The organism is Paenibacillus vulneris (genome assembly GCF_039543185.1).
GTDB classification, from domain to species: Bacteria; Bacillota; Bacilli; order Paenibacillales; family NBRC-103111; genus Paenibacillus_S; species Paenibacillus_S vulneris.
The window spans coordinates 1-14,015 of record NZ_BAABJG010000056.1 but is presented as its reverse complement, the minus strand read 5'-3'; the positions used below and the strand labels follow the sequence as shown (position 1 = coordinate 14,015).

At 51.9% G+C, this 14,015-nt stretch carries 11 protein-coding genes; 9 read left to right on the top strand and 2 right to left on the bottom strand.

Going from position 1 to position 14,015, the window contains the following annotated elements; genetic code table 11:
• The first annotated feature begins 78 nt into the window (after positions 1-78).
• A complete protein-coding gene (locus ABEA66_RS35630) occupies positions 79-2,754 on the top strand; it encodes a YhgE/Pip family protein (protein WP_345595241.1) in 2,676 nt (891 codons plus the stop codon).
• A 154-nt stretch (positions 2,755-2,908) separates the two neighbouring features.
• Here the strand turns inward: ABEA66_RS35630 and ABEA66_RS35625 are convergent, their stop codons facing one another.
• Positions 2,909-3,517: a transglutaminase-like domain-containing protein gene (locus ABEA66_RS35625; RefSeq protein ID WP_345595239.1), complete on the bottom strand. Its 609-nt coding sequence runs from the start codon at positions 3,515-3,517 to the stop codon at positions 2,909-2,911.
• 330 nt (positions 3,518-3,847) lie between these two features.
• Here ABEA66_RS35625 and speB (ABEA66_RS35620) point away from each other — a divergent pair, with 330 nt between their 5' ends.
• Positions 3,848-4,825 carry an agmatinase gene (speB, locus tag ABEA66_RS35620; protein WP_079913528.1) on the top strand — a complete coding sequence of 326 codons (978 nt, stop codon included), beginning with the start codon at positions 3,848-3,850 and terminating at the stop codon, positions 4,823-4,825.
• Between the two features lie 148 nt (positions 4,826-4,973).
• On the opposite strand, the gene ABEA66_RS35615 is transcribed toward speB (ABEA66_RS35620), so the two are convergent.
• The gene (locus ABEA66_RS35615; RefSeq protein ID WP_345595236.1) at positions 4,974-5,573 is read right to left on the bottom strand and encodes an ANTAR domain-containing response regulator; all 600 of its coding nucleotides are present in this window, start codon (positions 5,571-5,573) and stop codon (positions 4,974-4,976) included.
• Positions 5,574-5,911: 338 nt separating this feature from the next.
• Between ABEA66_RS35615 and speB (ABEA66_RS35610) the strand changes: the two genes are divergently transcribed.
• From speB (ABEA66_RS35610) to ABEA66_RS35580, 7 genes are read left to right on the top strand one after another with little or no spacing between them, the layout of a single operon-like run.
• Positions 5,912-6,892, top strand: a complete 981-nt coding sequence (gene speB, locus ABEA66_RS35610) for an agmatinase (RefSeq protein ID WP_306293552.1) — start codon at positions 5,912-5,914, stop codon at positions 6,890-6,892.
• 26 nt (positions 6,893-6,918) lie between these two features.
• Positions 6,919-8,556 (top strand): ABC transporter substrate-binding protein, encoded by a 1,638-nt coding sequence (locus ABEA66_RS35605; protein ID WP_345595233.1) that lies wholly within the window; start codon positions 6,919-6,921, stop codon positions 8,554-8,556.
• A 20-nt stretch (positions 8,557-8,576) separates the two neighbouring features.
• Positions 8,577-9,551, top strand: a complete 975-nt coding sequence (locus ABEA66_RS35600; RefSeq protein ID WP_345595231.1) for an ABC transporter ATP-binding protein — start codon at positions 8,577-8,579, stop codon at positions 9,549-9,551.
• 42 nt (positions 9,552-9,593) lie between these two features.
• Positions 9,594-10,631 carry an ABC transporter ATP-binding protein gene (locus tag ABEA66_RS35595; protein WP_345595229.1) on the top strand — a complete coding sequence of 346 codons (1,038 nt, stop codon included), beginning with the start codon at positions 9,594-9,596 and terminating at the stop codon, positions 10,629-10,631.
• A complete protein-coding gene (locus tag ABEA66_RS35590; protein WP_079913523.1) occupies positions 10,624-11,574 on the top strand; it encodes an ABC transporter permease in 951 nt (316 codons plus the stop codon). Before ABEA66_RS35595 ends, ABEA66_RS35590 begins: the two co-directional genes overlap by 8 nt.
• A gap of 17 nt (positions 11,575-11,591) precedes the next feature.
• Positions 11,592-12,524: an oligopeptide ABC transporter permease gene (gene opp4C / locus ABEA66_RS35585; protein ID WP_192704536.1), complete on the top strand. Its 933-nt coding sequence runs from the start codon at positions 11,592-11,594 to the stop codon at positions 12,522-12,524.
• Between the two features lie 52 nt (positions 12,525-12,576).
• Positions 12,577-13,872 (top strand): MFS transporter, encoded by a 1,296-nt coding sequence (locus tag ABEA66_RS35580; protein ID WP_345595226.1) that lies wholly within the window; start codon positions 12,577-12,579, stop codon positions 13,870-13,872.
• Positions 13,873-14,015: the final 143 nt, after the last annotated feature.

Sequence of the window (14,015 nt, the reverse complement as noted above, 5' to 3'; positions counted from 1 at the left end):
GCCCTTAGAACGGAGTATGGAATATGGCAGGTAAGGAGAAATTAAACAACAAATGACGCTCTTTTAGGTGGATGGCGAATGAAACGAATATTTCAAATATACAAGACGGATTTATGGAATGTTGCCAAAGTGCCTACGGGTCTGCTGCTGATGATAGCTCTTGCGATTCTGCCCTCCGTCTATGCCTGGGTTAACCTGAAAGCGATGTGGGACCCTTACGCGAACACATCCGGCATCAAAATTGCGGTTACCAGCAAGGACGAGGGGGCGACCGTGCAGGATAAGCAGTTCAATATCGGCAACGAGGTCATCGAAAGCTTGAAGGACAATCATAAGCTGGGATGGATCTTCGTGGATGAGGAGGAAGCGATCCGCGGCGTGGAGAGGGGGACGTACTACGCCAGTCTGCTTATTCCGGCCGACTTTTCCAGGAAGATTGCGAAGGTGCTGGAAGGACAAGTGCAGAAGCCCGAGATCCAATATACGGTTAACGAAAAGATTAATGCGGTCGCCCCGAAAATTACGGAAAAAGGAGCGACCAGCGTCACCTCACAAATCAGCGAAAATTTTATTAAAACGGTCAGCGAGACCGTTCTGACAAGAATGCAGGAGCTTGGCCTTCGATTCGAGCAGCAGCTGCCGACCATCCGTAAGATTGAGGAGCGCATCTTCGAGCTGGAAACGCGTCTTCCTGAGATTGAGGATATGGGCAACAGGGTGCTGGATATTGAACAGAAGCTGCCCGATTTTCGCGAGAAGGGGGACAAGATCGTCGAGCTGGAGCAGAAAATTCCGGAGATCGATAAAGCCGGAGCTGCGCTGCTTAGGGTCGAGGAGCAATGGCCCAAGGTCAATGAGGTGGCCAATGACGTGCTGCTCATTCAAGAGAAGCTGCCGGAGATCCAGAGGGCGGCCGACCGACTCGTCGAGCTGGACCAGAACTTTTACAAGGTCGAGGATGCGATGAATACGGCCATTAATGACGCCCGCAAGGCGGATGAGATTGTCGGCGCGGCGCTCGAATCACTGCCTAAGCTGGAAGCTATAGCGACGAATGGCGGAGCCTTCGCCGATCTGGTGAATGATTTCCTGCAAAAAAATGACGCCGCTTTTCAAGCGCTTGTACCTGTTATTAAGCAGGACTTGATCCTGCTCCAGCAAACGGCGGATGCTGTGACGCAAATCACCGGCCAGCTTCAGGATGTCAATATCGACCCTAAACCGCTGCTCGGCGTATTAAGCTTCCTGGCCGATCGGCTGAGTACGGCAGTCAAAGTACTGGATCATCAAATAGATCTGTTCACAAGGCTGAACAGCTACTTGCCGGGAGGCCCTCTCAGTAATGTCATTGATAGGCTGACGACCGTAAGGACGAATTTCAGCCAGCAGGTAGAGCTGATTAATGCCATCGTCACTTCGATTCAAAAAGGCGAGCGGCCAGCTAAAGAAATCGTCGATAATTTGAACAAGCTATCCAAGGATGCGAGCGCCGCGCTGGGAGACATTCTATCCCGGTACGATTCGGAGATTGTGCCGAATATAACGAAGGCGTTGAAGCAGCTCCAATCCGTTGCCGTCAATGCGTCGGATGTGCTGCAGACATTGAAGTCCAAGCTGCCAGATATTCAGGCGATTTTGCAGGATGCCCAAGCGGGAATCCGCTTCGCCCAGACCGAGCTGGATGCGCTGCAAAAGGATCTGCCGCAGATTCGCGCACGAATCCATGAAGCTGCGGGCACGATTCAGAGTAAAATGAATGATTTTACAGCCGCGCTTAATGAAGCGGTGCCGTTCATCCATAACGATTTGCCGAAGATCGAGCAAAAGGTTCATCAAGCGGCTGATTTTGTGAGAAATGACCTGCCTGCCCTGGAGGATGAGCTGCGCAAGCTCTCGAATTTATACCAGACGAGGTTCTCCGAGCTGGAGAGCGCGGTTCATCAAGTCGCAGGGCTCGTCAGAAACAATCTTCCGGAATTCGAAGACGCCGTCCGCAAAACGGCGGATCAAATTCGAAGGCTGGAGAGTGGCAGCAGTATCAGCGAGCTGCTCCGGTTTTTGCAAAACGATATTCAGAAGGAAAGTGATTTTCTTGCCAATCCGATTCTGATTAAGGAAGACAAGAAATATCCGATTCCGAATTACGGCTCAGCGATGTCTCCTTTTTACACGACGCTTTCCCTCTGGGTAGGCGCTATGCTGTTAGTCTCGTTAATGAGAGTGGATGTGGAAGGATCCGAAGGGGTGTACAAGAGCTATGAGGTTTATTTCGGCCGCTTGTGCATATTCCTTACGATTGGTCTGGCTCAAGCCTTGATCGTATCGCTCGGCGATTTCTTCCTGCTTGGGACTTACGTAGTGCATAAGCTATGGTTCGTCCTGTTTGCCTTCCTGATCAGCAATGTCTTCATCACCATTACCTATACGCTGGTGTCCGTATTCGGCAATATCGGCAAAGGGCTGGCGATCATTTTCCTTGTTCTGCAATTTTCAAGCTCGGGAGGGACGTTCCCTGTGAGCACGGCGGCGCCGTTTTTCCAAAGCTTGAATCCGTTCATGCCGTTTACTTATGCGGTCGGGCTTATGCGGGAGGCGGTCGGAGGCATTCTCTGGGAGGTTGCGCTTAAGGACATCTTCTTCCTGATCGTGTTCATTATCTTGTGCTACGTGGTCGCCTTGGCGTTGAAAAAGCCCTTAAGCGGCTACACCAAACGGGTTGCGGAGAAAGCGAGACAGACGAAGCTCATTCCTTAACAACTGCAAGGAAGGCCCTCAAGGCGGAATGGTACCGAGGGGGCTCTTGGCCGTGTACTCGCCAGCAAGGAAGCTTAACCTTACTAAAGATTAACGAGGTAAAAAGAAAGCTGCCAGGGAACTACCCGTCCACAGAATGCCTCGCTCTGCTCTATCACAGGTCAGTGGGGAGACGGTGAAGATACATCGTCAATACGTCGGTATGGCTGGCGAGGGTCTCCATCGTTTTGGCATTGGGTTGAGCGTAAATGACAGGATAGTCGATTTCCTCATAATGCGTGCGTATTGGGAAAGCGAGCTTTTCCTCGGTTGTAGAGAACTCCGCCTGTACGCCTTCCTTGTTACCGCGGGCGTCAATGCGTATCCAACGCTGCAGCGAATCGAGGTAGACTGCGTTCAGGGCATGAATGCAATAGCCGGTGTCCGGGGTATCGCCTAGCGTCAGCTTCTGGTAGCAGAACCCTGTCGGGATGCCTTGGCTGCGGAGGATCGCGGCCAGCAGATTGGACTTGGCATAGCAGATGCCCTGGCGATGCTCAAGCACTTCCGAGGCCCTTCTGGTGACAATGGAGCCTTGAATATCCCAGGAATGATCGATCTCATCCCGCACAAACTCGAATGCGGCTTTGACCCATGCCTGCTCGTCGGCCGCGTCCTTGCGGATCCGCTGAGCGGCGGCCTGTATAGCCGGATGGCTGAAATCGACGACTTCCGACTCAGATAAATAATCTGTTAAGTGATCAGATTCGCATACAAGATTCATAGAGCTGCAACGCCTCCTGATTGGTTTTGTACTCCATTCAATGTCATCTATGTGTTACTTAGTATAAAACACTATGGGTTTTGATCGGGATTTTGTCAATGGCTTTGAGGAAAAAAATTAATTTTTAAAAAAACAAGTTGACTATATGGGATATAAATGTTAACTTAAATAACATAAACCGCACAATTACATAGTTCAAGCTTAACGGCATCGTCAGGCTTGATTCGGCAACAGAGCCGCTTTCTTTTCGATAAAGAAGGCGGCTTTTTGCGTGTGGTGGCGCAGTAAGGTGTTAGGAAAGAAACTATTTTGATGCGGAGGTGCTGTTGAATGTATCGTCCATTATTTGAAAAAGGGAAGCCGGGTTTTGCGGGAATTCGCACATTTATGCATTTACCGCATGTGCGGACGCTGGACCATGTGGATTATGCGGTCATAGGGAATACGTTCGATACCGGTGCCGGCTTTGCTGTAGGGACTCGGTTCGGCCCCTCGGCCATTCGGGAAATGTCTCAACGGATTCGGCCGACGAATCCTGCACAGGGGATCGATTCCAGCGAGTATTTATCGGGGATTGATTATGGGGACTTGATGGTGTACCCCGGTTATATCGAGCAGAGCTACGAGGCGATCAAGGAACAGCTGCAGCCTATTTTTGACAAGGGAATCATACCGGTTATTTTGGGCGGCGACCATTCGATCTCCTACCCGCATGTTCAGGCTGCCGCCAAGACATACGGTCCGATCAGTCTGGTCCATTTTGACTCCCATTCGGATGCTTGGAAGCCTGTGGATGACAATCGCCCGTTTTCTCACGGCAGCATGTTCTGGCATGGGGCTCAGGAAGGCTGGATCGATACGTCGAGCTCTATCCAAATGGGAATGAGGGGGTGCTCGAGCCTTACGCATTACGAGGAAACCAGAGAGCTTGGCTATGATTTGCTGACGACGGATCAGGTGAAACAGCTCGGCCCCGAAGCTTTATGCAGCCGAATTAAGCAGAGGGTGGGTCAAAGGCCGGTTTTCCTGACGTTCGATATCGACTTCCTGGATCCGGTATTTGCTCCAGGGACGGGGACTCCCGAGGTCGGAGGCTTTAGCACCTACGAGGCCATTCAGATGCTCCGCGGGCTGAAGGGGCTGAATATCATTGGCTTCGACCTTGTTGAAGTGCTGCCGGACCGCGATCCGGCCAGAGTGACGGCGCTGAATGCCGCTCATATCGTATATGAGGTCATTACGCTGCTGGCCTTGAATAAACGGGATGCAATGGGAGAGAAGGTGCCGGAGGCAGTGGCGGGCTCGTAATTCTTTGCTTTTGCTGATCATGAACAAAACATTCGCGCTTATCCTGTTTGGGTAAGCGCGATTTTTTTAACGTTATACAATGTATGAATTTCGGGCTTCACGCAAAATGTGGCTTCGAAGGCAAAGTCTCATCTTTGTGAGGCTATTTTTATGGAGTGATATCGTATTGTTTGTGCTTGGGTGCGGATTTGTTTTTGGTGATGAGACTGTTCGTTCTCAGTACGGCTTGAGCGACTTCGACTAATTTCTTTCTTTCATTCATGGCTTGGGTGCGCATCATTTCGTAAGCTTTGGTTTCGCTGACGTCCTTGAGCTTGCTGAGCATGATCTTGGCATCGTCCACCAGCTTTTTTTCTTCGAATTTGGTGGCGAGAAAGCTGTACTCTCTCTCCAGATGCAATCTCCGCTGAAAGCCTTTGATGCCGAGCAGGAGGGACCACTGCAGTTCGTTGTCGTTCATTCCGCAGCAGAGAATGCCATCTACCTTGTCGTGGGGAGCCGCGGTAGCAGGCTTGCGCTCTTCGCACCACCAGAACAATGGGAGGGTGAAACGGACATTCGCCTCATGAAGCCAATGCTTGAGCCTGCAGGCAGGGACGTCCAGAACGATGATGTCCGCTTTGCGCTGAACAGAGTCGAGATTGCCGGCTTCAATCGAAGTGACCCAGTAGTCTAGCTCCTTCAATCTTGCATCCACTCGGCACTTGGTTGTTGGGATGTCATGAACATGCAAAATCCGGGTCTTCATGCATAATCACCTCGATATAAGAGTATGGAGTTGAAAAAGACATGGGGTTGGAAGTGAGGTATAGGTTAATTATCAAAGAAAACAATTTAAAATGTCAATAACAATGTTATATTTATGTTATATAACATAACAATTAATATGAGGAAAATGAAGTTTTGGTGATTTTGTGTGAATATAGTTGACATATATGTGGTGCTCATCTATAATAAAGCCATAACAACTGCATAGTACACAATCATCCAGGCGATGATTTGTATAGGCAAAGAGGCCGTTGAATTCTATCAACCGGCCTCTTTGTGCTGTTTTCAAACCAAAAGGAAAAAAGGGAGAGTGGAGCTATGATGTACCGTCCGCAAATTGAAATGGGTAAGCCTTTATTTTCAGGAATTCACACGTTTATGCATCTGCCGCATGTCCAAACACTGGATCAGGTTGATTTCGCCGTTATCGGAGTTCCGTTTGATACCGGGGTGAGCTATGCAGTCGGGGCCAGATTCGGCCCTTCGGCCATTCGCACGATGTCACAGCGCATTCGACCGATATCCCCGGTGCATGACATCGATATTTCGGAGTATTTGTCCGGCATCGATTATGGCGACCTTACCGTGCATCCGGGTTATATCGAGCAATCGTACCGGGCGATTGAAGAGCAGCTGACACCGGTCTTCGAAGCGGGGATTGTGCCGATTATGCTGGGCGGCGACCATTCGATCTCTCTTCCCCACCTTAGGGCAGCAGCGAAGAAGCATGGTCCGGTATGCCTCGTCCATTTTGACTCCCATTCCGATACCGGGCGTTCCAAGCATCCGGAGCGGATGTGGTCTCATGGAGCGGTGTTCAGCTATGCTGTCGATGAAGGGCTCATCGATGCGGAGCATTCCATCCAGATGGGGATGAGGGGGAGTGCTTTTAAGCCGAACAACTTGGCGGACGCCAGGGAAATGGGCTTCGAGGTTCTCACCACGGATGACGTCCGGGAGCTGACCATTCCGGAGCTGTGCGCCAAAATTAAAGCGAGGGTTGGAGACCGGCCGGTATTCCTGACCTTCGATATCGACTTCCTTGATCCGGTCTATGCACCGGGAACAGGTACCCCGGAGGTAGGAGGCTTTACAACGTACGAGGCGCAAAAAATGCTTCGCGGACTGGCCGGACTCAACTTCATTGGCTTTGATCTTGTGGAGGTGCTGCCGGATCGGGATGCCAATCAGATTACGGCACTGAACGCAGCGAATATTGCCTTCGAGTTTGTCTGCCTGTTGGCCGTAAAACGTCGAATGGATAGCGTGACTGCCGAAGATACAGTCACTGTAGGCTAGAAGAGACAAATAAGGGGGATGAGTCGATGAAGAAGACATACAAGACATGGGGCCTTATATCTCTCGCTTTGCTGATGCTGGCCGGCTGCAGCAAGCCTGCCGCAACGGATAAGGGCCCGGCGGCTTCGGCCGGAAGCACGGCAGGCGCCGCAGGAAATCAATTAACCGTCGGCATTACGAATCCGCCTTTAATGTTTAATCCGATTGATTCCGACGGAAGCGGGTCGAGCGGGGCCGTATTCATCTACCGGTACTTTTTCGACTCCTTGGTGAAGACGGTAGGCCCGTTGGATTTTAAAATGGCGTTGGCGGAATCCTTCACTACCGAGGATAACCAAACCTATAAGATAGCGATCCGCAATAATGCGAATTGGACGGATGGCAAGCCGGTCACCGCGCAGGATGTGGAATTTACGATCAATCTGATCGTCAATCCGAAGACTATTACCACGCAGCGCTCTGCGATCTTCGCTTTGGACGGCTTGAACGAGAAGGGCATGCTTCAGGCCGGACAGGATAAGCTGTCATCGGTCAAAGTTATTGACGACAAGCATCTGGAGCTTAAGACCTCCAAGCCGGTAGACCCTAACCTGCTGTACGAACGGTTTAGCGATCTGCTCATAGTCCCCAAGCATGTGCTGGAGGGAGCCGATCCGGCGGCGTTGAACCAGAACCCGTTCTGGAGAAATCCTAACGTGACGTCAGGTCCATACAAGTTCGTGAAATACGAGAATAAAGCCTATGTCGAGCTGGAGGCTAACGAGAATTATTATCGCGGAGCCCCCAAAATTGCCAAGGTCTTCGTTAAAATTATGCCGGCCTCCAACATGGTCGCCCAGCTGCAATCCGGCGAGCTCGACATGAATGCCGCCCAAGGCTCCGGCAATATCCCGGCCTCCGAGTGGAAGACCGTGAAGACCTTCGCGAATCTCCGAACCGAGGAGCAGCAGACAAGACGCTACAACTCCGTTGAAATTAACATGGAGCGCTTCCCGGATAAGAAGGTGCGGCAAGCTCTGGCTTATGCGATTGACCGCCAGATGATTGTCGACCAGTTGATGCCGGGAGCGGGGGAGCTTCAGGACGGCCCGTATTCAAACTCGCATCCGTATCACGATAAAAATGTGAAATCCTACGGCTTCGATCCCGAGAAAGCGAAGCAGCTGCTGAAGGAAGCGGGCTTCGATATGAACAAGACCATCGAATTGATCGTTCCGACGGGAGATAAGACGAGGGAAATGGCAGGCAATATCATTCAGCAAAACTTCCAGTCGATCGGACTTAAGGTTAAGCAGGTGAACTTTGATTTCCCTACGACGGTGTCACGGCTTGTCAAAGGAGATTTTGACCTGGCGCTCAGCAGCTTCGGCAGCTTGATGGACCCCGACGGTCCGGCTACAGTATATCGTTCCACAGCGGCATTGAACGATATGAGGTACAAGAGCAAAGCCGTTGATGACTTGTTCAACCGGGGAATGAACGAGACGGATAAGGACAAACGATTCCAGATTTATAAAGAGCTGCAGAATACGATTCAGGAGGATGTTCCTCTCATTACGGTCTATTCCGAATACAACCTGATCGCCCTGTCCAAATCGGTCGAAGGCAAGGGCGGCGTAACGGATGGTATGCATTACAGTGTGAACGAATGGTACCGCAAATAAAAAAACAATGAGGTGAGCACATGGAGGAGCTTTTGGAAGTCCGCCAGCTTCGTACAGCGTTTCGAACCGAAGCGGGAGAGGTGACCTCGGTTGACGATGTCAGCTTTACGCTGATGCAGGGAGAGACATTAGGCATTGTAGGGGAATCCGGCTGCGGGAAAAGCGTGACCTCCCTGTCTATCCTGAAGCTGCTCGGACGAAACGGCAGCATCAAGAGCGGCTCGATTTTGTTCCAGGGCCAAGATCTCGTCACTATGCCGGATAATGAGCTCGGTTCTCTTCGGGGCAAAGAGATCGCCATGATCTTTCAGGATCCGATGTCCTCGCTCAATCCGGTATTCACGATCGGCAGCCAGCTGACCGAATCGATCCGGATTCATCTGAAGCTCCGAAGCAGGGAGGCTTGGCAGTATGCTGTCGGCTTGCTGAAGGCGGTCGGATTCCCGAGGGCCGAGGAAGTGATGCACCAGTATCCTCATACCATCTCGGGAGGCATGAAGCAGCGCGTCATGATCGCCATGGCGCTGGCCTGTAAGCCGAAGCTGCTCATAGCCGATGAGCCGACGACGGCGCTGGACGTCACGATTCAGGCGCAAATTCTGGAGCTGATGAAGCGAATCCGCTCCGAATCGAACACCTCGATCATACTTATCTCTCATGATCTGGGCGTCGTAGCCGAAATGGCGGACCGCATTATCGTCATGTACGCGGGGCAGGTGGTCGAGGAAGCGGAAGTATTCGAGCTGTTCGAGCGCCCTATGCATCCTTATACCATCGGATTGATGAGGTCCATTCCGCATTTGGAGCTCGAGGACGAAGAGCTGCAGTCCATCCCGGGGGCAGTCCCCTCTCTGCTCGATATGCCGGAGGGCTGCCGTTACCAGGCCCGATGTACGATGGCTGCGGAGATATGCAAGAAGGCCCCGCCGCTGATTGAGGCGGCCGAGGGCCATAAGGTAAGGTGCTGGTTGTCCGGCAGCGAGGCCGTGCAGTAACACCATGAATGATACAAATCCCAATGATGGAGGGGAACGACGATGCTGACAACCGGAAGAAGCGCAACAGTGCCTCAGGAGCCTCTATTGCAGCTGAAGGGGGTTAAGAAATATTATCCGATCAAACGCGGGGTGTTCTCCCGCACGATCGGCCATATCAAAGCGGTGGACGGGATCGACTTGGACGTCTACCCCGGCGAGACGGTAGGGTTGGTAGGGGAATCCGGCTGCGGCAAATCGACGCTCGGCCGCAGCATTATCAAGCTGGAGGAGATAACGGAGGGAAGTATTCTGTTCCAGGGCCAGGATCTTGCTCCGTTGGGCTTATCCAGGATGAGATCTCTCCGTTCGGATTTGCAGATGATTTTCCAAGATCCTTATTCCTCGCTCAACCCGCGCAAGCGAATTGTTGAACTTATGACAGAGCCGCTTAGGACATTAACCGGCGTGAGCGAGGCGGAGGCGCTCCGGCAGGCGGCAGAGCTGATGGAGCTTGTAGGCTTATCGCCGCAAAGCTTGGGCAAATATCCGCATGAATTTTCCGGAGGGCAGCGCCAGCGCATCGGCATTGCCCGTGCGGTGGGGCTTCGTCCCAGGCTGATCGTCTGCGACGAGCCGGTATCGGCGCTGGACGTATCGATTCAGGCTCAAGTCTTGAACCTGCTGAAGGAGCTTCAGCAGCAGTTCCGATTAACCTATCTGTTCATCGGCCATGGGCTCGGGGCGGTCAAATATGTGAGCGACCGGATCGCCGTCATGTATTTGGGCAAAATCGTAGAAATAGCCCCCAAGAAACGAATCTTCTCTGCCCCGAGGCATCCTTATACGAAAGCGCTGCTGGATGCTTATCCGGCGCCTAACCCGAGTATGAGAAGCGCGCAGCGGATTGTACTGGAGGGCGATGTGCCGAGTCCGGCTTCGCCTCCTTCAGGGTGCCGCTTCCACACCCGCTGCCCGATAGCGCAGCCGGTTTGCCGAGAGAGGGAGCCAGGCTTATCCGCAGGAGAGCATAGAGTCGCCTGCCATTTTCCTCTCGAAGGGGCGGAAGTGTCCGGAGCGGAGGAGCGTGCCTATGCTTAACTATGTCATCCGCCGGTTATTGATCGCCATTCCCGTACTGCTCGGCGTCACCTTTCTGAATTTTATCATCATTAATCTGGCTCCCGGCGATCCCGTGGATATGTATGTTAATCCCGACGTCTCCGAAGCGGATAAAGCTATTCGCCGCGAGGCGTTAGGCTTGAACGACCCGTTCCTGCTTCGTTATCTGAAGTGGCTGCTGAATCTGGCCCATGGAGATTTGGGACATTCGTTCAGCTCCTTTCAGCCGGTCGTTAACCTCATCTCCGAGCGTATCGGTCCTACACTGCTCCTGATGGGAACCTCCATCCTGTTCGGTTATTTGATCTCCATTCCCATCGGCGTCTATTGCGCCGTCAAAGCCAATTCCAAGTTCGACTATTTCATGTCGGCGAATTCCTTTCTATGGGTATCAATCCCAAGCTTTTTCCTAGGTCTCGGCTTGATCTATGTGTTCGGCGTACTGCTCGGCGTTCTTCCGACGGGAGGCATGAGCACGATGGGCGGAAGCGGGGGCGTGTGGGACACCGTACTGCATCTGATTTTGCCTACGATAACTCTTGGGACCTCGATAGCGGGCGGGATGGTGCGGTATGTACGCTCCAGTGTGATGGAGGTATTGGGCCAGGACTATTTGCGAACGGCCAGAGCCAAGGGGGTTAAGGAGTTTTTCGTTGTCAACAAGCACGCGCTTAAAAACGCGCTCATTCCCGTCATAACGATCGCAGGGCTCGACATCCCGATTCTGATCGGGGGAGCGGTTATTACAGAAAGTATTTTTCAATGGAACGGTATGGGCCAGCTCACCATTCAAGCGATTCTTTCCCGGGATTTTCCTCTGTTGATGGGAATTAACATGCTGGCCGCTCTCACGGTGCTGTGCGCTAACTTATGGTCCGATTTGATGTATGCCGTTGTTGATCCCCGGATTAAGTACAATTAGGATGGAGGGAGAACCTTATGTCTTCGATGGATATGCAAAAAGAACTGACCGCAGCAGAAGCGCTGCCTTCAATTCTTCAAAGCCGATCCCCCGAGTTTGTGTCCGACAGCTATGCCAAGATCATCCTCAGGCGGTTTATGAAGCATAAAATGGCGGTAGCCGGCTTGGTCGCGCTTGCGCTTTTGATCCTCATCGGCATCTTTGCTCCGATGCTCGCACCCTATGACCCGAACGCGATAGGTAAGGCCTTCTCTGCCGCTCCTTCTGCCGAGCACTGGCTCGGAACGGACCAGGTGGGGCGCGATGTGCTGAGCCGTCTTATCTATGCGACCCGCGTTTCCTTGGCGGTAGGTGTAGTTACCGTAGCTCTTTATGTTATGATAGGAACGGTCATCGGAGCCATTGCCGGCTACATGGGCGGCTGGGTCGATATGGTGATCAATCGGGTGATTGATGTGGTCATGTCCTTCCCCAGTTTGATGGTCATATTGGTGCTTGTCACTGTACTTGGCACCGGGTTATCGAATATTATAATCGTATTGGCTTTGCTCGGCTGGCCTTCTGTGGCCAGGCTCGTCCGGGGGAGTGTGATGTCCTTGCGGCAAACGGAGTTTGTCAAAGCAGGCATAGCCCTTGGGTTGAGTACACCCAGACTGCTGTTCGGCCATATTCTCCCCAATGCCCTGGGACCGATTCTTGTGAATGCAACCTTCGGCGCAGCGGCGGCCATTTTATCCGAATCCTCGCTAAGCTTTCTCGGGATGGGGGTTCAGCCTCCGACGGCCAGCTGGGGTAATATGCTAAACGCTGCGCAATCGATTACGGCGCTGACGAGTCAGCCATGGCTGTGGATTCCCCCGGGGCTCATTATCATCGTCTCCGTATTATCGATTAATTTTATTGGAGACGGTGTGAGGGATGCTATGGACCCTAAGAAAATTAACGCTTAATGGGGAAGATTCCGGGCTAGCGGCGACTTTACAATGATAGTGGTGAAAAAAAATGAACTTAAAACAAGCTTCGTCTGCAGTCGGGTCCGTTCTGCAATCTTTTCCTAGAGATGCTCTGTTCTTCTTAACGGCCAGCTTTGTGAATTCTACGGGCAAAGCGGTCATGTGGCCTTTGACCACCCTATATGTTCACAATGTGATGGGAAAATCGTACGGGGAAGCCGGGCTGATCGTTCTGTATCAGGCATTGTTCAGCGTGCTCGGAGAATTCGCAGGCGGCAATCTGTACTATCGGATCGGCCCCAAGGCGATGATCTCCGGCTCTTTTACTCTTTCCTCCTTGGCGTTATTCTCCATTGCGTTTACGGATAGCTGGCCGATCTACATTATGCTGGTCTGTCTGCTCGGGTTTACGAACGGCATCTCCATGCCGTCGATGAATGCGTATGTCGGCTTCCGCTGGAAGGAGCATCGGCGCAAGCTGTACAACGTGATGTATGTATGCAACAACTTCGGCTTGTCTATTGGGGCGATGGTAGGAGGACTTATTGCATCTATTTCGTTTAAGTTAACTTATGTGCTGACGGGAAGCACAACCCTGCTGTTCGCCGTGTTCTTGTATTTCTTTATGAAGGAAAGCTCTGTCCAGACGGCTGAAGATGCATCGGTGCAGGGACAAGAGGAAGGGAAGGGTGCTTCCTCCGTAAGAAAAGAAATCGTTCAGCTAAACCGCGGCCAGCTGCTGCGAAACGTGAAGCTGTATTTGTTCCTTTCGATCGGCTCCATGTTCTTCTGGCTGTCTTTCACCCAATGGTCCACAGGAGTGGCGCCTTATATTGAAGAGCAGGGAATGGACTTGAAGTTCTACAGCTTACTATGGACGGTTAACGGAATCGTTATTCTTGTGGGGCAGCCCTTTACGAGCTGGATTAAAAGAAGGTTCGCGCAAAATATCGTCCGGCAAATGCTGATTAGTGCACTATTCTCCGTATCGGCGTTCTCCTTCATCCTATTCTTCCATGAGCTGTACCTGTACTTGATCATTGGAATGATTCTGGCTACGCTGGGCGAAATGATGCTGCTGCCGGCCATACCGACCTTCTTCTCGGAACGCTCCGGAATCCATGCCCCGTTCTATATGGGGCTGGCAGGAGGCTTCGCTAATGTCGGAAGAATGATCGGACCGCTCATGTTCGGGCATGCGTTCGATTTGTGGGGAATCGGCGCCGTGTTCTTCCTGGGCACGCTCTCATCTCTGGCGGCTTTGGTCATGTTCTTCATTCATTCCAATATGAACAAGGATCCCGATCCGGTGACGGAAGTGAAGCTGCGTACCTTGCCTCATTAAAATTGAAGCTGAATAGGCTTTCCACCTGCACGCTGCATAAAGAAACACAGACCGCCAATTTGGGCGGTCTTGCAGATTGTCGAAAAAGTCCCTCTGTGTAAAGAAACTTCATCGCATTAGGTAATAAATGGATTGCATAAAAA